Here is a 20581-nt window from a genome sequence, read left to right as displayed (position 1 = left end):
CGGCGTCTCCGCCGAATCCGACCAGATCAACGTCTCCGAGTCCGACGACGGTGAGGCAAGCTTCGAAAGCTCGACCGTTCAGGACAACATTGGCGACGTTGTCAACATCACGGTGCAGGTTGACAACACCGAGGACGCCGTCATCAACATCGGCGACGAGAACGACGACAACTACTACATCCAGGGCCAGCTTGAGGACGACAACGGTGACGGCGAAGTTACCGTTCAGTTCAACAGCTACACCGCTGGAAACTACAGCGATAGTACGGTTCTCAGCGTGCCTGGTGACGACGACATTGACAACATCAAGGAGGGTGGCGACTACACCCGAGGTAGCCTGAGTGGAGACACGCTCGAAGCAGGCTCCTACTCGATGAACGTGACCGCCGGGACCTCCCCGGATGTCACCAGCCCCGACACGGTTGGAACGCTCCGACTCAACGAGAACTCCGTTGAAAATATCCAGACGTGGGCTGCACCGAGCGACGCAGATATCGACGACGATGATGTCGACATCTACGACCGCGTCGGTGAGAACCTCACGCAGTCCGACGACGTCGCAGCTGAGGACGTTGTCGTCCACGAAATTCAGGCATCCGGTATCGAGGGTGCGCTCGAATACGAGCAGGAAGACGGAAGTGCCTCTGATGTTACTGAGGCGTTCCTCGCAGCGACCGATACCACGCCATACCGCATCAACGACAGTGACGCGACGACGTCCGGTCTTCGACTCTACGTCAACCGGACCGACGTCGGTGCAAACGCTGACGCGAACCCGATTGACTTCTCGAACAGCAGTGACGCGGTAACTGTTGTCGACGACCCGGACAACAACACCTACTTCGTCGCTGTTGACACGAGCGATGTTGTGTTCGAAAACGGCAAGACGATTGTCAAAGAAGAAGACACGCGCCTCAACGCTACCTTCTCCGTCCGAGAAGGTCCGCTGACCGACGACCGGAACAGCGACAGCGCGATCTACACCACGTCCGAGCGCGACGCCACACTGGACCTTGACGACAGCGGCGTCGTTACGGTCTCGGCCGCCACTGGTCAGGAAGTGACCGGTGAGACGAACGTCGCACCTGGCTCCGAGCTCGAAGTCGAGATGGAGTCCGAGAGTGACGCGAACCCGTTCGTCCTCCGCCCCGAAACTGATGTCGCCGCTGACGGTACGTACACCGCCACGGCCGACTTCAGCGACTACTCCGCTGGAACGAACTTCACCGTCCAGACGCTGGACGTCGACGGTGACTCTGACTTCAGCGACGAGGAAGATGGCCGTATCGTCGAAGCCGACACGGCTACTGTGAGCATCAGCGAGCAGGAATCCGACGGTAGCGAAGTCGTCGTCGACAGCGCACAGCTGTCCGAGGGTGGCTTCATCGCAATCCACGCCGGTAACGCATCCGGCGACGTCGTCGGGAACTCCGAGTACCTCGGGGCAGGCAGCCACGAGGACATCACGGTTACGCTCGACGAGCCGATGGACGAGGACTTCACTGCGGTCGCGATGCCGCACCAGGACACCAACGGCAACGAAGCGTACGACTTCCCCGGCGATGACGATCCGTACACCCAGAACGGCTCTGCCGTGACGGACAGTGCGAACGTGACCATCGTCGAGGAAGAGCAGACTGAAGCACCGGACACGGAAACCGAAACGGAAACCGAAACGGAAGCCGAAACCGAAGAGGAAACTGACGCACCGGCAACCGATGAGCCGGCAACCGATGAATCCGAGACCACCGCCGCGGAAGGTCCCGGCTTCACGGCAGCCATCGCGCTCATCGCACTCGTCGCCGCTGCGCTCCTCGCCGTCCGACGCGACAACTAACCGGAACAGCTCCGGTCTCTGAACACCGTTCTTTCTTTCGCGCGCTACGTGGGTAGCGGCGGCACTGTCGATAGGTCGGTCTGACGACGACACCGCACAGTAGCGCAACGACAAAACATATACGCCGGTTTGGCCAACGTACGAGCAATGAGTGAGACAGTCCTGCAGGCAGGCGTCGACATCGCTGGACTGTCGTTCGACCCGGTCACAGTCTCGGAACCGCTGATGTGGCTCGTTCTCGCGGCGTTTCTGGGAAGCGTGGCTGTCGCCCAGTACGACGAGCGACTGGCCCGTCCCGTCGGAACAGTCGGCTGGGCTTTGTTCGCAGCATACTGGCTCGTCTTGGCCCCGCATTTCATTCTGATACAGAAGAGCGTCGTCGAGGGCTTGGGGAGCGTCATCGCCGTCCCCCTGTCGCTGTACACCGGCTATCTGCTCTGGAACGGCCGCGAGTCGCTGCTGGTGTTGACCCGGGCAATCGGCCTCATGGGCGTCATCTACGTACCGTTTCTCACCATCGGGCCGCTCCGCCAGACCATCATCGAGATCGTCACCGGGCAGGTCTCCTTCCTCATGACCGTACTGGGCTACGACCCGGTGGTAGTCGACGGGCTCTCGCACAACGGCATCGATATCGCCTCGAAGCAGTACCCCTACGAAAACACGTTCTGGTTCGGCGGGAACGAGCGGCCGATAACGTACACCATCATTCTGGCCTGTACGGGTATCGGGAGTATATCTATCTTCGCCGGCGGAATACTGGCGGTCAAGGCGCCGTGGCGGCGGAAGCTCCGCGTGCTGGTCGTTGCCGTCGGTATCATCTACGTACTGAACCTCATCCGGAACCTCGGAATCGCGCTGGCGTTTGGCCTGCAGAAGGCGCAGTTCTTCCCGGGAACGGTCATGGCGCTGTTCGGCCTCAGCGACGCACAGCTGGTGTCCTACTACATCGTCGACCGGATGCTGGCGCAGTTTGGCTCCGTCATCGTTCTCGTCGGGCTGACGTGGGTGCTGATGCGGGAGCTACCGGAACTCACGGTCATCGTCGAGGACCTCCTCTTCCTGGTGACTGGCACGGAGTACGACCTCGGAACGGCGTTCGAAAAGAACCAGTCGGAGTCGGGTCCTGCAACGCCTGGTGACGACTGAACTGCGTCGGGAGGAACGGCCGTTATTCTAATTCTGCTCCAGCAATCGATTCCAGTGCGTCAGCTTCGAGCGGGTGGAGCGAACCGGGAATGACGAGCAAATGTAGCGGCTCGCCGAATGACTGTGCGGCGAGAGCGTCGAGCGTATCGGCGGCCACCAGCGGGTCCGGGCTACCGGCTCTGGCCACGACGACGCCGAGCGTGTCGGGGAACGGCTCGGATAGCATGGCGGCGGCCTTGCTGGCAGTCATGTACGTGTCGTCACTCTCGTCCCAGTGGGGGTCGTCGACCTTGATGTCGAGATAGACTAGCGTGTGCAGGTCCCGCTCCCGGTTGTCCTCGATGGTGGCGACGACGCTATCCGGGACGCCGTCACCGCCGTGAGCGTCCTCGAACGGGAGGGTCGTCGCCTTCCCGAAGCGGTAGTTCTGTAAGCCAGTCAGTGAGCCGGCGGCCGTCTGGGCTGTCGTTCCGTGGACGATTCGGGTTTCGAGACCGCGGTCAGCAGCGCGGAGTCGGAGGTCGGTGTGTGTCGTCGAGACCATCGTATCCCCGGCAGTACAGAAGACGACATCTTCGCTCTCGGCGGCTTCGAGAATCGGTTCGGGGTCCTGCTCGATGCCGGCGCGGTCCCTGACTTCGATACTCGTCTCCAGTACGTCCTCTAGCGTTTCGAGGTCGGTACCAACCAGCCGACTCGTGTAGAACTCCGCGAACACCCGGTCGGCGTCTCGGATGGCGTCGCGGCCGGCGACCGTGACCGAGCGCTCGTCGTAGAGGCCCAGCCCGACGAATGTGAGCATATCCGGAGTGGGTCGCCGTCGGGCATAAAGGGCGCGAAGCGTCAGGCTTACCGCCCGCGGTCGGAGAGTGTGAGTATGGGCGTTCCCTGCGTTCGCGTTTCCCGCGAGGCCGGCGAAGAGACGCGCCAACGCCTCGCCGAAGCAAACCTCGTCGACGACGGCTACGACATCACGGTCGTCGACGGACAACTGTACGTCCCCGTCACTGATCCCACAGCGGTGCCGTCGGACCTCACCGTCGTGGAGGCAGACCCGCCGGTCCGCGAAGGCCAGACGATGCCGGCCGACGGACTCGACTTCGACCCGAGCTACGAGCGCATCGGCGACGTCGCGATTGTCGACGAGGACGACGCCGACCGGGCGCGGGCGATTGCCGACGCGATTATGGATTCAGACCTGCCCGTGCGAGCGGTGTTGAACCGCGCGTCGAAGATCAAAGGCGAACAGCGGGTCCGGGACTGGGACGTACTCGCTGGTGAGGGGACGGAAGTCACCCACCGAGAGTACGGCTGCACGTTCGACCTCGACCTCGCCGAGGTGTACTTCTCGCCACGGCTGGCGACAGAGCGCCATCGTGTCACCGAACAGGTCAGCGAGGGCGAGCAGGCCTTCGACATGTTCGCGGGCGTCGGCCCGTTCGCGATTCCGTTCGCTAAACGCGGCGCGACCTGCATCGGAACAGACATCAACGAGACGGCAATCGAGTACCTCCGGGCGAACGCACAGCGCAACGGCGTCGCCGACCGCGTGACGGGCATCTGTGGCGACGTACGAGAGGTCGCCGGAGAGTACGAGGACTGGGCCGACCGCGTCGTGATGAATCTGCCCCATAGCGCCGACGAGTTTCTGGAGACCGCCGTCCGCCTGGCGGCTGACGACTGTGTCTTTCACTACTACGATATCCAGCACGAGGACGACCTGTTCGGGCCCGGCGAGCGAGCGATTCGGGCGGCTGCGGAGCCGGCCTACGACGTGACGGTCGAAACGCGCCACACCGTCCGGTCGTATGCCCCGAAGGAACACAACGTCGTGCTCGACGTTCGACTGACGCGCTGAAACGAACAGTTATGTTCATTCGTCTGATGGTGGGGAATAGTAGCAGATGGAGGTGAGCGAGGATGACAACATCGACATCCACGACATCTCGCCGACAGCGTGGCGTCTCCTCCGCGTTGCGGCGGGGTTCGGCCAGCGGGAGGTCGAAGTGGAAATCGACGACATCATGCAGGCTCACATCTCGATGCTGGAGAACAACAACCGGAGTCTCTCGGAGCAACGACTCGAAGTGTTGTTCGAACTGTACCGTTCGGAACTGACCAACGAACAGGTGCGCGTACTGGTTTCGAACTTCTAACCATGACTGAACGGATATTCCACGGACGCCGAGACGCGGCGGCTGGCCAGCGGGGTCGGCCATGACCTGGTCGGGCCGAACGCGACCGCGGCGAACGGCAGGGGCGATCCTCGTCGCGCTCGCCTCGACGGCCGCGATAGCCGCAGCCCCGACGCCACCCGGACTCGACATCGCCGCCCAGTACGCGCTGGCGACCATGGCGTTTGCGGCGATTCTCTGGGTCACGGACGCCCTGCCGCTCCCGGTAACGGCGCTGCTGATACCGGTGTTGCTGACAGTGTTCGGTATCTACACCGAGATGGAGGCCGCGCTATCGGGCTTTGCCGACCCGCTCATCTACCTGTTCGTGGCGGGGTTCATGCTCGCGAAGGCACTCCAGACCCACAACATCGACCGCCGGATCGCCCTGCACCTCATTGGCTGGATGGGGCGGTCGCCGCGGCTGCTCATCCTGGCAATCATGGTCGCGACGGCGTTTCTCTCGATGTGGGTGTCGAACACGGCGACGACGGCGATGATGACGCCCGTCGCACTGGGTGTGCTTGCTGAGGTCGTCGGCCGAGATGTCCCCGACGGCGAGGCGTCGAACATGCGAATCGCGACCTTGCTCGGCACGGCCTACGCAGCGAGCGTCGGCGGGGTTGGCACCCTCATCGGTACGCCGCCAAACGTCGTCGCCGTGGCGTTTCTCGACAGGCTCATCGGCGTCGAGATATCGTTCGTACAGTGGCTGGCCGTCGGGCTCCCCATCGTCGTGTTGACCCTCCCGCTGACGTGGTACGTCCTGACGTTCTGGCTGTACCCCCCGGAGGTCGAGGACGTGAGTGGGGCAAAAGCGCAGGCGAACACGTACCTCGAAGAGGAGGGGCCACTGTCCGAAAGCGGCCGGCGCGCGGCGTATATTTTTGCGGCTACGGCGGGCCTGTGGATTCTCGGCGGGCTCGGGTTCCTGTTCGAGGGACTCCTCCCTGGACCGGTGTTCGTGACGCTGTTCGGCGGCACGGGCGAGACAGTGTTCGGTCTGACGGGCCACCGCGGCGTCCTGTACCTCGTGGTGGTCGGACTGCTCGCTATCCCGGCACTCGTCCTCTCGGGGGCTGACGACTGGGAGAACCTGGTCGACATCGATTGGGGTACCATCATCCTGTTCGGCGGCGGCATCTCGCTGGCGGACGCGCTGGCCGAAACCGAGGCGACGACGTGGCTCGCACGCACTGTCTTCGACACGCTGGTCGGCGCGCCGCTGGTCCTCGTCGTGCTCGCCGTCGTCGTCTTCACCGTGCTGGTGACGGAACTGTCCTCGAACACGGCGACGACGACGATACTCGCCCCGGTCCTCATCGGCCTCGGAAGTGTGCTCGCTGGAACACTCGGCGTCGAACCGGTACAGGCAGCCGTCACGCTGACCGTTACCGGGGCTGTCGCGGCGAGTTTCGCGTTCGCGCTCCCCGTCGCCACCCCGCCGAACGCTATCGTCTTCGGCAGCGGCCACCTGGAGCAACGGGACATGATTCGGGCCGGCGTCGTACTGAACGTCCTGATGACGCTCGTGTTGACGGCACTCGTCCTCGTTTCCTTCGCGGTCCTCTGGCCCCGCGTACTCTGGTAGGCCGGTCTGCGGTGTCGATTGTTCTTGAGGACGTACTTCTACGTATACGTCCTACCTCGCCACACTATCCTTAACATTTAATAGGGTATGTCACAACGGAACGTACAGGCCGTGTATCATTGATACACGGGCGTAAACCGACCTATGACTGGAAAACAAGACCGACGCGCGTTTCTGAAGGTGGCAGGAAGTACAGGTGTCCTCGGACTGACCGGCCTCGCTGGCTGTTCCGGTGACGGTGGCGACGGTAGTAGTGACGGGGGCGATGGCGGTGGTGGCGGTGACGGTAGTGACGGCGGGTCCACCGGGGATAGCGATGGCGGGATGAACGTCATCAAGCTCGGCGGTTCGATGAGTCTCACTGGGGACAACGCCGACCTCGGCCAGCTGTATAAAGACGCCTACGAGCTGACCATCCAGCGCATTAATGAGTCCGGCGGGGTTGAGGCCGGGGACGGCAACACCTACGAACTGGAGATGATTCTCCGTGACGACGGGACAGACGCCTCCCAGTCGAAGTCTATCTACCAGGAACTCATCGACCGCGAGGGCATCGACTACCTGCTCGGACCGTACTCCAGTACGGTGACCCTGCCCGCCAGCGCCGTGGCCGCACAGAACCAGAAGCCGATGGTCGAGGGTGGCGGTGCGAGCCCGGAGATATTCGCACAGGGCAACGAGTGGATCTTCGGCCTCCTGCCGACGGCGAACAAGTACGCCAAGAGCTACATCGACATGTGCCTCGCACAGGACTCGACGCCGGAGTCCATCGCGATCCTCGCGGAAGACGGCACGTTCAGCCAGTCGACCGCGGAGGGCGCACGTAACAAAATCAGCAACACGGATTTGGAACTGGTTGTCGACCAGACGTTCCCCTCGGACACGTCGGACCTCTCGACCAACCTCGGAAAGGTTCGGGACAGCGAGGCCGACATCCTCCTGCTGTGTGCCCACCAGAAGCACAACATCATCCTGGCCAACCAGATGGAGAGCCAGGACGTCAACGTCGACGCAGCGATGGGGACCGTCGGAAGCCTCAACGAATCGTTCAAAGACGAGGCCGGCGCGAACGGCGACTATATGTACGGGCCGTCCTCGTGGGCAGTCAACGCCGATTTCGACGACCCGGTGTATGGCAAGACCGGGGACTTTGTCTCGGCCATCGAGGAGAACTACGACTACACGCCGGACTACCACAGTGCGGCCGGTGAAGCCGTCATCCTCACGTACATGAACGCCTTCCAGAACGTCGACGAACTCAACCCGACGGCGGTCCGGGACCACATTCGACAGGCCGAGTTCTCGACGGTGTACGGCACCGTCGCCTTCGACGACAGCGGCGTCATCGACAAGAACATGCTGGTCTACCAGTGGCAGCCCGAGTCCGACCTCCAGATAGTGTACCCGGACAACGTGGCGCAGTCCGATCCGGTGTACCCGATGCCTGACTGGAGCGAGCGCTGAGAGCGATGGCTGCCACCCAATTCGTCGTCAACGGCCTGCTGGTCGGGGCACTGTTTGCAGGCGTGGCGGTCGGATTCGCGCTCATCTGGGGCGTCGTCGACATCATCAACCTCGCCCACGGCGAGATGGTGATGCTCGGTGGATACACCTCCTACTGGATGCTAACCCTGGTCACCGGGAACGCGGAGGGGTCGCCGCTCCTGTTCCTGGCGACCATCCCGGTCGCCATCGCCGTGCTGTTCGGCATCGGGTACGCGCTCCAGCGGACGCTGGTGTCGCGGGTCATCGGGACCGACATCTTCCTCACGCTATTGGTGACCTTCGGCGCGAGCATCGCCATCCAGCAACTGGCGATACAGGCGTGGTCGGCGAACCCGCGGTCCATTCAGGTCAGCTTCGCGGACCCGTCGGTGAACCTCGCTGGCATCGTCGTCCCCAAGATGAAACTCGTCGCCTTCGCGGGCGCGCTCGTTCTCACCGCGCTCATGTACGTGTTCCTCCAGAAAACGCGGACCGGACGAGCGATACGGGCCGTCTCGCAGAACCCCGAGGCCGCGGCGCTGGTCGGCATCGACGTCGAACACACCCGCGCGGTGACCTTCGGCGTCTCATCGGCTATCGCCGGCGGTATCGGCGCGTTCATCGCTGTCATCCTGAACATCCAGCCACAGATGGGGCTCATCTACACGCTCAAGAGCTTCATCATCGTGGTGTTTGGCGGCGTCGGGAGCATCCCCGGCGCACTCATCGGGGGCCTGTTGCTCGGGTCGGTCGAGGAACTGGTCGCAGGCTTTATTTCCTCTCAGTGGACGCTCGCTGTGAGCTTCTCGCTGCTCATCGTCTTGCTCATCCTCAAACCGAGGGGTCTGTTCGGCCAGGGGGCTGAACAATGAGCACGACCGACGAGGATTCGAGCGGCGTCCTGCGGTCGATCCTCCCGCCGGAACAGGTCGATCGGTTCCTCGGGACCTGTGACGACTACGGCTGGGCGCTCCTCGGTCTTGGGACGCTGATTGCGGCTTCGTTCCCCGTGCTCGGACTGGAGGGCGGCTACTTCATGACAGTGCTGTCCGAGATGTTCCTGTTCGCCATCCTGGCGCTGTCCTGGGACATCGTCGGCGGACAGACCGGCTATCCCAGTTTCGGAAACATGGCCTTCTTCGGTATCGGGGCGTACGCGACGGCTATCCTGACGAAAGACTTCGCTGTCGCGTTCCCGGTCGCGTTCCTGCTGGCCGGCTTGCTCGCCGTCACCTTCGCAGCCATCATCGGCATCGTCGTGCTCCGACTCCGCGGCCACTACTTCGCCATCGCGACGCTGGGCGTCCTGCTGGTCGCCCAGCAGGTCTCTCGCATCCTCGACATCACCGGTGGCGCCAGCGGGAAGATACTGCTGGAGACGCCCTCGGCCGAGACCTTCTACTACCTGTTCCTGGGCGTCCTCGTGGTCGAGATGGCGCTCGTCTACTACCTCTCCGGGACGCGCTTTGGCTTCGTCCTGAACGCCATCCGGGACGACGAGGAGAAGGCCACAGCGATGGGGTTCAACACCACGTACTACAAGACGGCCGCGTGGATGCTGGCCGGCCTGTTCACGGGCTTTGCCGGTGCGGCGTACAGCCTGTTCAACACGTTCATCGACCCCCAGACGGCCTACAACGGCGCGTGGAACGTGGAGCTGATCGCGATGGCGCTGCTTGGCGGGTCCGGTACCGTTGCCGGCCCCGTCATCGGTGCGTTCGGCCTCCACACCATCATCGAACTCGTGGAGACGTACGCCGTCGGGTGGCAGCTGGTCCTGCTTGGTGGAGCCGTCATCGTCACGGTCATTGGCTTCCCCAAGGGGGTCGTCGGAACGCTCAGCGAATACGCCAGCCAGATGGACTACTACAAGCACGGCGGCATGGCCGCCACGGACACTGACGACCAGGAGGTGAACGCCGATGAGTAAAGCGGACAGCGGTTCGACAGCTGTCACGGACAGCGACCGTGCGGTGTTGCGGACCGACGGCGTCACGAAGCGCTTCGGCGGCCTGACCGCCGTCGACAACGTGGACGTCGAGATCCACAGTGGCGAAATCGTCGGCCTCATCGGGCCGAACGGTGCCGGCAAGTCCACGCTGTTCAACTGTATCACCGGGACGCTGACGCCCGACGAGGGCCGGGTCTACCTGCAAGGCGAGGACGTGACGGACTGGCCCGAGCACAAGATCGCGCGGGCCGGCCTGGGGCGCATGTTCCAGGAAACCCGGATCTTCGGCGACATGACCGTCCGCGAGAACCTGCTGCTTGCGGCCCAGGAGGGCGGCGCGAACGTCGGTAGTCTCCTGCGCCGCCCGGATAGCTCGCTGCTCTCCCGGACGGACGAACTGCTTGACTACGTTGACCTCGGGGGGCTATCGGAGACCCGCGCCGGACGGATGAGCTTCGGCCAACAGAAGCTACTGGAGTTCGCCATGGAGCTGATGTCGGAGCCCGAAATCCTGCTGATGGACGAACCGGCAGGCGGCATCAACCCCTCGATGCTGGGGAACCTCATCGAGTACATCCGTAACGCCAACGAGGAGCAGGAGTCGACCATCTTCCTCATCGAACACAACATGGACTTCGTCATGGACATCGCCGACCGCATCTACGTCCTGGCCCACGGCGAGCGCATCGCCAACGGGACGCCCGAAGAGATTCAGAACGACCAGCGCGTACTCGACGCGTACCTCGGGAGGGAGTGAGTATGGCATCAACACCAGACGCAACGAGCGACCCGACCGAGGACCCGGTGCTCCGGATGGAAAACGTCACGGCCGGCTACGGCAACACCACCGTGTTGCACGACGTGAGCATCGCCGTCGAGGACGAACAGGTCGCCTGCCTTATCGGTCCGAACGGCTCCGGGAAGTCCACCCTCATGAAGAGCATCTACGGGTTCGCGGATGTCCAGTCCGGGACGGTGTCGTTCCGCGGCCAGGAGATCACCGGCCGGTCGCCCCAGCAGAACCTCGCCAACGGGATGAGCTACGTCCTGCAGGACGCCAGCGTCTTTCCGGGGATGAGTGTCCACGAGAACATGCTGATGGGCGGCTACGTGTTCAACGACGACGACCGCGCCGCTGCCCGCGCCGAGGAACTGTACGAGGAGTTCCCAGTGCTCGCCGACCTCCGGAGCCAGTCAGCCGGTACTCTCTCGGGCGGCCAGCGTCGCCTGCTGGAATTGGCCCGCGCGCTGATGGTCGAACCGGACGTGATGATGCTCGACGAGCCGTCTATCGGACTCGAGCCGCGGTTCATCGACGACGTATTCGAGCGCATCGAGCAACTCAACGACCTCGGAACGACCATCCTGCTCGTCGAACAGAACGCTGAAAAGGGCCTCTCTATCGCCGACCGCGGCTTCGTGCTCGCGAGCGGGGAAATCAAGTTCACCGGCACGGGGACCGAACTGCTTAACGACGAGGAAGTCGGACGCTTGTATCTAGGAGGGTAAAATATGTACACAATACTCGTCCCCGTCGACGCCGATGAGGACCGCGCCCGCGGCCAGGCCGCCTTCGTCGCGGAGCTACCGGCTGCTGAGACCGACGTCGAGGCCGTGATCACGCACGCACTGACCAAGGAAGAGGCGGAAGCGCCCGAGGAGATACGCAACGTCGAGCGGATCTCGACAGTGCGCCTCGTGCGTGACTACCTCGAAGACCACGACGTCGATGTCCAGCTGGCTGAGGGTCAGCAGCCGCCTGCGGACGGCATCATCGATCTGGCCGAGGAGTTCGACGTCGACCAGATCGTCATGGGGTCCAGAAAGCGGTCGCCGACCGGCAAGGCCGTGTTCGGGAGCGTCTCCCAGCAGGTCCTGCTCGAGGCGGACGACCCGGTCACCGTCGTCGGGTCCCGAGCGGAGTGAGAACGTCTCTCTCGGTGGTCCCGATTCGCAATCCTTATTGCGGTTATGCGTCCAACAACTGATGTACGCGAGTACGGCGCCGGTGTAGCTCAGACTGGCAGAGCGAATCCTTCGTAAGGATTAGGCCGAGGGTTCAAATCCCTCCACCGGCTTCCCTTTTCGAATGCCGTTCTGCGAGTTAGCCGCGTTCTCTACCGAAGACGACTTGTCGGCAGCCGTAGGTGTTGCGTCGCTATCCCGACGGTGCTCCGTGAGCCGCATAAAAACGACCCTCATCAGTGATGCGATATGGCGACGGGCTGCTGGACGGTACTTCTAGCCGTAAACGATGGGCACACAGTACGGATTACCGGCGGGTACTGCGGTGTACGGGCGAGAGCGGCACGACAGACACACTTGCGGACAGTTAGACGGAGTGTGGGTCTGATGGATTTCAGAAACGCCTGGCATCGCGCCACCGACGAAGACGTCTGTTGCATCGCCTGCGGTGAAACGGTCGCCCGGTCGGATGCCCGGGAATACGACAAGTACGGGGACCGCTGGAACCGCGACGGCAAGTCCTTCGAGTACCTGTGCAAGCCCTGCTACAAGGAGTGCTGGCACGTCGACCGGAGCGGGCTGGAAGACCGACTCGAAGCGGCCGGTGCCGGGACCGTGAGCCGGGACGCGTTTCTCAGGTGCTATCACGACCTGGCCGAGGACGCGGAACAGACTCGCGCCGACGGTCGGTGAGCCGAAAGAAGGGTGCCCTGTCCGGCGATACGACACCGCAACACAGGCCATTCAGGGCGTGATGACTGCCCGACCGTCGATCTCTCGGTTTTCGAGCATCTGTGCGACGGTGTTTACCTCGCCCAGGTCGTACTGGGTCGTGTGCAGGTCGACCGCGCCGCGCTCGACGAGCGCGACCAGTTCCTGCAGCTCGGTGTACTGGCCGACGATGTTGCCCTGATAGGCGAACTCGCCGTTGACGAGCGCCTGTGCGGGTTCGTGGATGTGGCCGCCGTAGCCGATGATGTGGTGGTCGCCGCCGGCGGCACAGATATCGGGCGCGAGCGCCGTCGTCTCGTCGGCCCCGACGAAATCGAGCACCTGCGCCGCGCCGACGCCGTCGCTGATGGCCTCGACCTCGCTGGCGACGTCTTCGCTTTCGGGGTCGATGGTGTAGTGTGCGCCGAGGTCGTCAGCGAGGTCGCGGGCGGACTGCTTGATGTCGACGGCGATGAGGTCGGCGGCACACATCGCGTCGAGACACTGGAGACCGATGTGTCCGAGCCCGCCGATACCGATGACGACCGCAGTGTCGCCCGGATTGAGTCCGTCGACGGCTTTCTTCGCCGCGTGGTAGGCCGTGATACCGGCGTCGGCGTGCGGGGCGATGTCGGCCGGGTCAACGCCCCCGGGCAGCGGGATGACCGACCGGTCGCTGGTCAGTAGCTGGTCGGCGAAGCCGCCGTCGGTCGTCAGGCCGTTGAACGCGTCGTTCTCGCAGTACATCGTCTCACCTTGCCGGCACGGTCGGCAGGTGCCACAGGTCTGGACCGGATGACAGATGACCTGGTCGCCTTCCGAGACGATATCGACGTCGTCGCCGGTCTCGACGACTGTCCCGGCGTTCTCGTGGCCCAGCGTCATCGGGAGGTCCTGCGGGACGTACTGGTCCCACATCCCCTCGATGATGTGATTGTCAGTCTGGCACCAGCCGGCCCCTTCGACCTCGACGATGACGTCGTCCCCCGACGCGACCTGTGGTGCGTCCACCTCGTCTATCGAAAGCCCGTTCGACATGTCGTGCGTGTACTCGTGGAGTCTGGCTGCGCGCATCGTTCTGTATCCGGGCGAAACGACATTAAACGCCCATTATAAAATATCAGATATATTGACGGTATCGCCCGTTCCACTGTCTGAGAAGAGTATCAGCCACCCGGCCAGCGTCTGTAGACTCCGAATCCGGGTGCAAGGAACGATGCGTGTGGTGACGCCCTCAGCTACACAGACTACCGGCTGTCATCTCGTGGAGAATATTGCTACCCCGAGGTAGCGAGTATCTTCAGGGAGGTACAGCCGACAGTCTCAGTCCCGACTGGCCAGCAGTGCGGCCCCGAGCAGCGCCACGACGGCGACGGGAATCCCCATTCCGGGGCCGAAGGCCGACGACGGTGCGGGGCTGGTCGCGCGGATCGGTTCCTCGACCGGTTCGTCAGCCTCGTACTCCCAGACAGCGGTCTCGTTCCGAACGATATCAGCGTTCGAGGACGAGACGTCGGCGGGCATCGTCAGCTGGTACTCGACTGCGACGCCATCGCCGAAGGCCACGTCGGTATCCTCGTTCGCAGTGACGAACGTCCGGTCTTCGTACGTGACGTTGCCCCCGCTAGCGTTGACCGACACGTCGCTTTCCGGGCCGGGGTTCCAGTCCGTGAACGTCATCGAGAGCGTGACGTTCTCACCCTCAAGCTCTTGTTCGTACGTGTGATTCGCCATCCGACTGGTGTTCACGTCGGCCAGGAGATATCCTTCAACCGAGTCATAGCCCTCTTGCTGGGCCTGGCTCTGGAGGCCGTCGTACACCGACGGGGACATGTCGAGAGTCAGGTCGTACTCCGAAACTGTGCCGTCTCCGGCCACTGTCGAGTCAACCGTCGCCGTCACACAGCCGGAGAGGACGACGAGGGCAGCGAGACCGATCGCAGGGACAATCCGATTCATACCTCACCGAATCGGGTCAGATGGGATAAGCCTTGTTACCGGGGCCGATTCGGCTCAATGTGTGAGGACCAGTAGCTGGTCGTCAGTCCGAACCAGACAGAAGGGGGACCCGGGGTCTCCGAAAGTGTTCGTCCGCTTTTCGCTGACAAAGAGCGTCTCGAACTCGTTGCCACAGGCCGGACAGGCGAACCCCTTCCGGTTTGACAGCGTCATCGTCCCGCGGTCGTCTTTCAGCAGCTTGAGCCCGTGTCGGTACTCGTGGACGTCGAAGCTCCCGCTGACGTCTAGCCGGTCCATGCGTGTGAAACGAGTGTCGGCCGTCTAAAACTCGTCGGCGATCTACACCAGGTTCGCGCCCATGTAGAGCACGACGACGAGGAAGATCCAGACGATGTCGACGAAGTGCCAGTACATCGACGCTGTCGAGACGGAGGTGTGCCGTTCAGCCGAGTACTGACCGTAGTACGCGCGGACGAAGACGATACCCAGAAGCACGGCCCCCATCGTGACGTGGAGGCCGTGGAGTCCCGTCAGACCGTAGAAGGCGGAGCCGTAGATGCCGCCACCGATGCTGAAGCCCTTGTGCACGATGAACTCGTAGTACTCGTACACCTGCCCGCCGATGAAGACGATGCCCAGCAGCAGCGTCGCGCCCAGCAGCTTCAGGAACCGGCTTCGGTTTCCGTTCCGGAGCGCGATGTGGCTGTAGTGAAGCGTCACCGAGCTGGCGATCAGAATCAGCGTGTTGACGATCACCAGCGAGCCGAACACCTCTGGCACTGCCGCCTGCGCCCAGACTTCGCCGCCACGCACGATGAAGTAGTACACGAAGCCAGCGCCGAAGGTGGCGATTTCGCTCCCAAGGAACAGGAGCATGGCGAACTTCAGCGTCTTGTCCGAGTGGTAGTCCGTCCCGCGCTCCCAGAAGTCCGAGACGAAGGCGTGGTACAGCCAGCCGTAGATGCCGACGAGGAAGAGGCCGACGCTCCCGGCCATCGCTCCCGCCCCGACCGTCTGGCTGACAAGTGCGTTCTCGCCCATCGAAAGCACGAGCAGGGCCGCGCTGACGTAGATGCCCGAACCACCGATCGCCGTCACAAAGGGCCACCAGCTGGCCTCGCCGAACCCGTGGGGCCAGTCCTCCGTCGCCGGGAGGTGGTGCTCCCCGTGCCCGTCGTCCGCGTGTTCATCGGAGACACTCATACTAGGGCCCTTGCGAACGGAATACTAAAAGCCCATCCAATTCACTGCGGATTGGTCCGGTTCCGTCTCTGAATGACCCGCCGGCATCCCGGAAGCTACACGGGGGCGAAGGCCCAACTGCCGACGATGACATCTGGGAGGCGTCGTACGGTCGCGCTGGTGGTGTGTGGGCTGGGCTGGCTGGCCGCGACGGGAACAGCGAGCGCACACGGCGGCAGTCTCGCCGGCGGCGGGCGCGAATCGCTGACGATACCGACGTGGCTCTTCCTGAGTACCGGTGGTGCGGCCGTCGGCGCGTCGTTCCTGCTGGCCTCGTTCGTCACCGACCGGGCGTTCGTCGAGCGCATCCACGACTGGGGGCGGCCGCTGTCGGGCGACTACGAGCGTGTCCTAAAGCTCGCCGGCCAACTCCTCGGGCTCGCCGGACTCGCCGCGGTGTTCGTCGTCGGCTTCCTCGGACCGACGAACGCCCGGACGAACCTCGCGATACTGCTCGTCTGGGTCGGCTGGTGGGCCGGGCTGGCGATGACGACATACCTCCTGGGCAACGCCTGGGCGACGCTCAATCCGTTCAAGACGCTCGCCGACCTCCTCCCGACGCTCGACCGCCCCTACCCGGCCCGCGTCGGATCGTGGCCCGCCGTCGGCGGCCTGCTCGTGCTGGTGTGGCTGGAAGTCGTCAGCCCGCTCGCCGACCAGCCGCGACTGCTCGCGTCGGTCGTCGCCGGCTACTCGGTGCTGACGCTCGCGGGCGCGCTCGTGTTCGGACCCGAGGACTGGTTCGCTCACGCCGACCCGGTGGAGCGGGTGTTCCGCTACTACGGTCGCTTTGCGCCCATCGGCCGCGACGAGGGGGGACTCCGACTTCGGCTCCCCGGAATGGACCTCTCGACGCCGCGGCTGGTCGACGGCCCCGACGAGGTGGCGTTCGTGGTCGCCCTGCTGTGGGTCACGACCTACGACGGGCTGGTCACGACGCCGGCCTGGCGGGACCTGACGACACCACTCGTCGATGCCGGCGTCCCGCCGCACCTCCTGTATCCGGTCGCGCTCGGGATCGGCTTCGCCGGCTTCCTCGGCGTGTATCGACTCGCGGTCCGGCTCTCCCGTGATATGTCGGACACGTATCTGGCTCCGGCAGTGCTCGCACAGCGGTTCGCGCCGCCGCTTATCGCTATCGCCGTCGGCTACCACTTCGCGCACTACCTCGGGTACTTCCTCGTACTCGCACCTTCGCTGGCCGTCGCGCTCACGTCGCCGTTCGCGGACCCGGCAGTAGTGCCGACCATCGAACTACCGGATTGGTTCGGCGCGATTGCGCTCGCGTCGGTCATCGTCGGTCATCTGGTCGCTATCTGGGTGGCCCACGCCGCCGCGTACGACCTGTTTCCCGCACGACTACAGGCGATTCGGTCGCAGTACCCCTTCATCGCGGTCATGGTGTTCTACACGATGACAAGCCTCTGGGTCGTCTCTCAGCCGGAGGTGGCACTCCCCCATCTATGACTGACACAGCAACCCAGACGGCGGCTGATACGGCAGCGACAAGCACCGATGACGGAGCAGCCTACGACGTCCCGGCCGACGCCACGGCCTACACCTGTGCGTACTGCGGCCGGCCGTTCGCCCGCGAGTCATGGCTCGCGCTCCACCGCGGTCTGGCCCATCCCAACGAACTCGACGACGCGGAGATCGAGGCCTTCCGGGCGGCTCACGACGACGAGGAGGAGTCGCTTTCGACGTTCCGACTCCAGGCGCTGGGCGCGCTTGTGCTCATCTACTTCGGTCTCCTGATGGTGTACGCGCTCGTCTAACCGACGCCGCTATCGTCCGCCCGGTCTGGTGTCTCTGTTGGCTGGCAGACGGGAAGCGAAGCGTTGATGGGTCGCAGGTGACCAAACAGTGGGTATGGACCTTCGCGTTATCGACAAATCCGACACGGAACTCTCTATCGAGATCGCCGGTGAGGACCACACGTTCATGAACGTCATCAAGGGGGCGCTACTGGAGACAGAGGGCGTCACAGCGGCGACCTACGACGTGAACCCGGAACAGTCCGGTGGCCAGACGGACCCGGTCCTGACCATCAAAACTGAGGATGGCGTCGACGCGCTCGAAGCTCTCGAAGACGGGACTGACGCCGTCATCGAGAAGGCGGACAACTTCACTGACGCGTTCGAAGCCGCCGCGTAGTTCTAACAGAGTACGTACGTGACGAACACGCGTTCGTCCGGACCGACGTGGATATCGAGGCCGATCAGTCCGGCGTCCGACGTCCGAAGCCTGTTACCTCGCTCGATGTAACTGTCGACGAGCGCGGTCGCCAGCGCTGTCTCGTTCTCGAACTGGTCGAGTGACTGTGGCGTCCGGTCGTAGGCCACCTCGTAGCTGACCACGACTGGGCGGTCACAGGGGAGCGGGAACCGGGATACTCCCTCTCGCGTGGGCCGCTCCGCGTTGTCGTATCGCGCATCGACGCGGCCCTTGTTGTAGTAGGCCGCGGCGTCGTCGATGGTCGCGTTCCGCGAGACCGTTCCACCGCCGACGCCCGACCGCCGGACGTTGTACACGTCGACGTAGGTGTCCTCGACCTCGGCGAGCGAGAGCGAGTCGACGGTGTCGCCGCTGCCGGCAGGGGACGCGATCGACGGTGGGCCGGTGGGAGTTTCGGCGGCAAAGCCCGGCAACGTGATACCGCCCACAGCAGCGAGCACGATGAGGCCGAGCAGCAGTGCCACGGCGGCGTAGCCGATCGCGTACTTCGTTTCGAGCACGTCCAGCCAGCCGGTCTGTATCTCATCGAGCGGATCGTCCTCCGGCGGCCCCGTCCGCCGCTCGAAGTTACTCCCGCCACAGCGTTTGCACGGCGGGGAGTTCTTCTGGTGCTGGCGACCGCAGTCCAGACAGACCCATCTGGGCCCGCCTTCGACGACCGCTTCGTTGACCTGCGTCACGGCCTCCTCGAAGGAACCGTGCCCGCAGTTGTCACACGGCGGGTCGTCCTCCTCGTGGGGTTTGCCACACCATTCACACCGCCATTTCATTGTTGATTCTCCGTGTTGGGCGAATAAAACCTGCCCGATGCCAGGCCACAGTGCTGCGGTTCCGGGGAGACGTTCCCCCACGGTCGCTCGGTCACAGGCTGACTCATCGGGGCCGTTCGACCCCGTTGACGCCTGCTTCCAGGGACTGGGGTGGGCGTGACCGCTGACAGCGAGAACCGATATCGAACGCCGAGACGCGGGGAAAATCGAGGCATCCGAGGCGACAGAAGAACTGCGTCATACAGAGATAATGACAGGAGTGGGTATTTAATATTGCTACCCTAAGTCGGAGATGCGTTACAGTCGGACCGGAATCCCCTTGCTGTCCAGATACTCTTTCGTCTCCTCGATGGAGTACTCGCCGAAGTGGAAGATAGAGGCCGCCAGTCCGGCGTCCGCGCCGGCGTCGACGAACACTTCCTCCATGTCTTCCGGGCCGCCACAGCCCGAAGAGGCGATGACCGGGGTCGAGACGGTGTCACAGACGGCCTGCATCAGCGGGATGTCGTAGCCGTCTTTCGTTCCGTCGGCGTCGATGGAGTTGACAAACAGTTCGCCAGCACCGCGCTCTTCGGCCTCTGTGGCCCACTCGACGACGTCCAGTCCGGTCCCTTCGCGGCCGCCCTTGACGGTGCATTCGAACCAGCAGGACTCGCCGTTGACCTCGGTGTAGTGCTCACCTTCCGAATCGAAGCGACGGCGAGCGTCGACGGAGATGACGATACACTGGCTCCCGAAGGCTGCCGCGCCCTCATTGATGAGGTCGGGTTCGGCGATAGCCCCGGAGTTGATCGAGACCTTATCGGCACCGGCCCGGAGCGTCTCTTTGATGTCAGCACGGGTACGGATACCCCCGCCGACGGTCAGCGGGATGAACACCTCGTCGGCCACGGCCGACACTGTATCGAGCATCGTCTCGCGGCCCTCGGCGGAGGCGGTGATGTCCAGGAAGACGAACTCGTCGGCGCCGGACTCGTTGTAGGCCTTGGCCATCTCTACCGGGTCGCCGGTGTACTCCAGGTCCTCGAAGTTGACTCCCGTGTACACCGCCGCGTCCCCGTTCTCGTCCACGTCGACGTCGATACAGGGGATGATCCGTTTCGTGAGCGTCATTCGATACCTGTGGGTTCGACGCAACGCCGTTTGACCGTTTCGACTGGTGCAAGTGTCTGGCCGAGCACGCAGTGACAATCCGACAGCTACACGTACGACGCACCAGAACCACCGCTTATGGCAGACGACCACCACGAGGAGGACCGGCCGGATTACGACCCCGAACACGTCGAACTGCCCGCGCGAGAACCGCCGCTTCGGTCGACGGCCCCACAGAGCCCGTTCACCATGTCGCAGGTCGGGACAGGGCTCGGCGTCCTGCTGGTCGGACTGGTGCTTACGTTCGGTATCGCGCTGGCGCTGGCCTGAGCAGGTCGGTATGACCACGTCGGCCGCCAGGAATATCATTTCTGATACTTCTGGGGAGAGTATATAGGTTTCCGCGCGAATAACTGTTGT

General features: G+C 63.6%; 23 protein-coding genes and 1 tRNA gene. 17 read left to right on the top strand and 7 right to left on the bottom strand.

Features of this window, described 5'->3' with window-relative positions; genetic code table 11:
- On the top strand, positions 1-1837 hold a 1837-nt coding region (locus AV929_RS04820), incomplete at its 5' end, for a BGTF surface domain-containing protein (RefSeq protein ID WP_064287592.1).
- A 147-nt stretch (positions 1838-1984) separates the two neighbouring features.
- Entirely contained in the window at positions 1985-2986 is a 1002-nt protein-coding gene (gene artA / locus AV929_RS04815) for an archaeosortase A (protein ID WP_064287591.1), read from the top strand.
- 22 nt (positions 2987-3008) lie between these two features.
- Here artA and dph5 read toward each other — a convergent pair whose 3' ends face one another.
- Positions 3009-3788 carry a diphthine synthase gene (gene dph5, locus AV929_RS04810; RefSeq protein WP_064287590.1) on the bottom strand — a complete coding sequence of 260 codons (780 nt, stop codon included), beginning with the start codon at positions 3786-3788 and terminating at the stop codon, positions 3009-3011.
- A gap of 75 nt (positions 3789-3863) precedes the next feature.
- Here dph5 and AV929_RS04805 point away from each other — a divergent pair, with 75 nt between their 5' ends.
- From AV929_RS04805 to AV929_RS04755, 11 genes are all read left to right on the top strand, one after another.
- Positions 3864-4844 (top strand): class I SAM-dependent methyltransferase family protein, encoded by a 981-nt coding sequence (locus tag AV929_RS04805; RefSeq protein ID WP_064287589.1) that lies wholly within the window; start codon positions 3864-3866, stop codon positions 4842-4844.
- 46 nt (positions 4845-4890) lie between these two features.
- Entirely contained in the window at positions 4891-5142 is a 252-nt protein-coding gene (locus tag AV929_RS04800) for a hypothetical protein (RefSeq protein WP_014040748.1), read from the top strand.
- A gap of 61 nt (positions 5143-5203) precedes the next feature.
- Positions 5204-6751 carry a DASS family sodium-coupled anion symporter gene (locus tag AV929_RS04795; RefSeq protein ID WP_064287588.1) on the top strand — a complete coding sequence of 516 codons (1548 nt, stop codon included), beginning with the start codon at positions 5204-5206 and terminating at the stop codon, positions 6749-6751.
- 144 nt (positions 6752-6895) lie between these two features.
- Positions 6896-8215, top strand: a complete 1320-nt coding sequence (locus tag AV929_RS04790; protein WP_014040746.1) for an amino acid ABC transporter substrate-binding protein — start codon at positions 6896-6898, stop codon at positions 8213-8215.
- A gap of 5 nt (positions 8216-8220) precedes the next feature.
- Complete coding sequence (locus AV929_RS04785) at positions 8221-9108, top strand: branched-chain amino acid ABC transporter permease (protein WP_014040745.1); 888 nt, start codon at positions 8221-8223, stop codon at positions 9106-9108.
- Entirely contained in the window at positions 9105-10166 is a 1062-nt protein-coding gene (locus tag AV929_RS04780) for a branched-chain amino acid ABC transporter permease (protein ID WP_014040744.1), read from the top strand. Before AV929_RS04785 ends, AV929_RS04780 begins: the two co-directional genes overlap by 4 nt.
- Positions 10159-10944, top strand: a complete 786-nt coding sequence (locus AV929_RS04775) for an ABC transporter ATP-binding protein (RefSeq protein WP_064287587.1) — start codon at positions 10159-10161, stop codon at positions 10942-10944. Before AV929_RS04780 ends, AV929_RS04775 begins: the two co-directional genes overlap by 8 nt.
- Before the next feature lie 2 nt (positions 10945-10946).
- Entirely contained in the window at positions 10947-11696 is a 750-nt protein-coding gene (locus tag AV929_RS04770) for an ABC transporter ATP-binding protein (protein WP_014040742.1), read from the top strand.
- 3 nt (positions 11697-11699) lie between these two features.
- The gene (locus AV929_RS04765; RefSeq protein ID WP_014040741.1) at positions 11700-12113 is read left to right on the top strand and encodes a universal stress protein; all 414 of its coding nucleotides are present in this window, start codon (positions 11700-11702) and stop codon (positions 12111-12113) included.
- A 78-nt stretch (positions 12114-12191) separates the two neighbouring features.
- Positions 12192-12265 (top strand) — tRNA-Thr (locus AV929_RS04760).
- 274 nt (positions 12266-12539) lie between these two features.
- Complete coding sequence (locus AV929_RS04755) at positions 12540-12845, top strand: hypothetical protein (RefSeq protein ID WP_014040740.1); 306 nt, start codon at positions 12540-12542, stop codon at positions 12843-12845.
- 51 nt (positions 12846-12896) lie between these two features.
- On the opposite strand, the gene AV929_RS04750 is transcribed toward AV929_RS04755, so the two are convergent.
- The 4 genes from AV929_RS04750 to AV929_RS04735 form a co-directional block, all read right to left on the bottom strand.
- A complete protein-coding gene (locus AV929_RS04750) occupies positions 12897-13937 on the bottom strand; it encodes an NAD(P)-dependent alcohol dehydrogenase (protein WP_064287586.1) in 1041 nt (346 codons plus the stop codon).
- A gap of 249 nt (positions 13938-14186) precedes the next feature.
- A complete protein-coding gene (locus AV929_RS04745) occupies positions 14187-14822 on the bottom strand; it encodes a PGF-CTERM sorting domain-containing protein (protein ID WP_050036742.1) in 636 nt (211 codons plus the stop codon).
- A gap of 54 nt (positions 14823-14876) precedes the next feature.
- On the bottom strand, positions 14877-15119 hold the full coding sequence (locus AV929_RS04740; protein ID WP_014040737.1) for a hypothetical protein: 243 nt from the start codon (positions 15117-15119) through the stop codon (positions 14877-14879).
- Positions 15120-15161: 42 nt separating this feature from the next.
- Entirely contained in the window at positions 15162-16025 is an 864-nt protein-coding gene (locus tag AV929_RS04735; RefSeq protein ID WP_008313149.1) for a heme-copper oxidase subunit III, read from the bottom strand.
- Positions 16026-16184: 159 nt separating this feature from the next.
- On the opposite strand from AV929_RS04735, the gene AV929_RS04730 reads away from it, so the two are divergent.
- The 3 genes from AV929_RS04730 to AV929_RS04720 all read left to right on the top strand — a co-directional run bounded on the left by AV929_RS04730 (position 16185) and on the right by AV929_RS04720 (position 18218).
- Positions 16185-17531, top strand: coding sequence for a hypothetical protein (locus AV929_RS04730; protein ID WP_080510031.1), 1347 nt, complete (start codon positions 16185-16187; stop codon positions 17529-17531).
- Positions 17528-17839 (top strand): hypothetical protein, encoded by a 312-nt coding sequence (locus tag AV929_RS04725; RefSeq protein WP_064287584.1) that lies wholly within the window; start codon positions 17528-17530, stop codon positions 17837-17839. Before AV929_RS04730 ends, AV929_RS04725 begins: the two co-directional genes overlap by 4 nt.
- A 94-nt stretch (positions 17840-17933) precedes the next feature.
- Entirely contained in the window at positions 17934-18218 is a 285-nt protein-coding gene (locus AV929_RS04720; RefSeq protein ID WP_050036739.1) for a DNA-directed RNA polymerase subunit L, read from the top strand.
- A 2-nt stretch (positions 18219-18220) separates the two neighbouring features.
- Here the strand turns inward: AV929_RS04720 and AV929_RS04715 are convergent, their stop codons facing one another.
- On the bottom strand, positions 18221-19069 hold the full coding sequence (locus AV929_RS04715) for a hypothetical protein (RefSeq protein WP_050036738.1): 849 nt from the start codon (positions 19067-19069) through the stop codon (positions 18221-18223).
- Between the two features lie 297 nt (positions 19070-19366).
- Complete coding sequence (gene hisF, locus AV929_RS04710) at positions 19367-20182, bottom strand: imidazole glycerol phosphate synthase subunit HisF (protein ID WP_064287583.1); 816 nt, start codon at positions 20180-20182, stop codon at positions 19367-19369.
- Between the two features lie 117 nt (positions 20183-20299).
- Between hisF and AV929_RS04705 the strand changes: the two genes are divergently transcribed.
- Entirely contained in the window at positions 20300-20491 is a 192-nt protein-coding gene (locus tag AV929_RS04705; protein ID WP_004591771.1) for a hypothetical protein, read from the top strand.
- Positions 20492-20581 lie beyond the last annotated feature (90 nt).

The sequence above is a fragment of the Haloarcula sp. K1 genome, from assembly GCF_001647155.1.
Lineage (GTDB): Archaea > Halobacteriota > Halobacteria > Halobacteriales > Haloarculaceae > Haloarcula > Haloarcula hispanica.
Note: the sequence above shows the minus strand (reverse complement) of the source record. Positions and strands in the feature narration are given on the sequence as shown.

What these genes read in the sequence shown, in the direction of transcription:
- AV929_RS04780 (WP_014040744.1), top strand. Translation starts at nt 9,105, where the DNA reads ATGAGCACGACCGACGAGGATTCGAGCGGCGTCCTGCGGTCGATCCTC.
- AV929_RS04735 (WP_008313149.1), bottom strand. Translation starts at nt 16,025, where the DNA reads ATGAGTGTCTCCGATGAACACGCGGACGACGGGCACGGGGAGCACCAC.
- dph5 (WP_064287590.1), bottom strand. Translation starts at nt 3,788, where the DNA reads ATGCTCACATTCGTCGGGCTGGGCCTCTACGACGAGCGCTCGGTCACG.
- AV929_RS04775 (WP_064287587.1), top strand. Translation starts at nt 10,159, where the DNA reads ATGAGTAAAGCGGACAGCGGTTCGACAGCTGTCACGGACAGCGACCGT.
- AV929_RS04795 (WP_064287588.1), top strand. Translation starts at nt 5,204, where the DNA reads ATGACCTGGTCGGGCCGAACGCGACCGCGGCGAACGGCAGGGGCGATC.
- AV929_RS04705 (WP_004591771.1), top strand. Translation starts at nt 20,300, where the DNA reads ATGGCAGACGACCACCACGAGGAGGACCGGCCGGATTACGACCCCGAA.
- AV929_RS04740 (WP_014040737.1), bottom strand. Translation starts at nt 15,119, where the DNA reads ATGGACCGGCTAGACGTCAGCGGGAGCTTCGACGTCCACGAGTACCGA.
- AV929_RS04755 (WP_014040740.1), top strand. Translation starts at nt 12,540, where the DNA reads ATGGATTTCAGAAACGCCTGGCATCGCGCCACCGACGAAGACGTCTGT.
- artA (WP_064287591.1), top strand. Translation starts at nt 1,985, where the DNA reads ATGAGTGAGACAGTCCTGCAGGCAGGCGTCGACATCGCTGGACTGTCG.
- AV929_RS04770 (WP_014040742.1), top strand. Translation starts at nt 10,947, where the DNA reads ATGGCATCAACACCAGACGCAACGAGCGACCCGACCGAGGACCCGGTG.
- AV929_RS04725 (WP_064287584.1), top strand. Translation starts at nt 17,528, where the DNA reads ATGACTGACACAGCAACCCAGACGGCGGCTGATACGGCAGCGACAAGC.
- AV929_RS04765 (WP_014040741.1), top strand. Translation starts at nt 11,700, where the DNA reads ATGTACACAATACTCGTCCCCGTCGACGCCGATGAGGACCGCGCCCGC.
- AV929_RS04720 (WP_050036739.1), top strand. Translation starts at nt 17,934, where the DNA reads ATGGACCTTCGCGTTATCGACAAATCCGACACGGAACTCTCTATCGAG.
- AV929_RS04805 (WP_064287589.1), top strand. Translation starts at nt 3,864, where the DNA reads ATGGGCGTTCCCTGCGTTCGCGTTTCCCGCGAGGCCGGCGAAGAGACG.
- AV929_RS04785 (WP_014040745.1), top strand. Translation starts at nt 8,221, where the DNA reads ATGGCTGCCACCCAATTCGTCGTCAACGGCCTGCTGGTCGGGGCACTG.
- AV929_RS04715 (WP_050036738.1), bottom strand. Translation starts at nt 19,069, where the DNA reads ATGAAATGGCGGTGTGAATGGTGTGGCAAACCCCACGAGGAGGACGAC.
- AV929_RS04745 (WP_050036742.1), bottom strand. Translation starts at nt 14,822, where the DNA reads ATGAATCGGATTGTCCCTGCGATCGGTCTCGCTGCCCTCGTCGTCCTC.
- AV929_RS04750 (WP_064287586.1), bottom strand. Translation starts at nt 13,937, where the DNA reads ATGCGCGCAGCCAGACTCCACGAGTACACGCACGACATGTCGAACGGG.
- AV929_RS04800 (WP_014040748.1), top strand. Translation starts at nt 4,891, where the DNA reads ATGGAGGTGAGCGAGGATGACAACATCGACATCCACGACATCTCGCCG.
- hisF (WP_064287583.1), bottom strand. Translation starts at nt 20,182, where the DNA reads ATGACGCTCACGAAACGGATCATCCCCTGTATCGACGTCGACGTGGAC.
- AV929_RS04790 (WP_014040746.1), top strand. Translation starts at nt 6,896, where the DNA reads ATGACTGGAAAACAAGACCGACGCGCGTTTCTGAAGGTGGCAGGAAGT.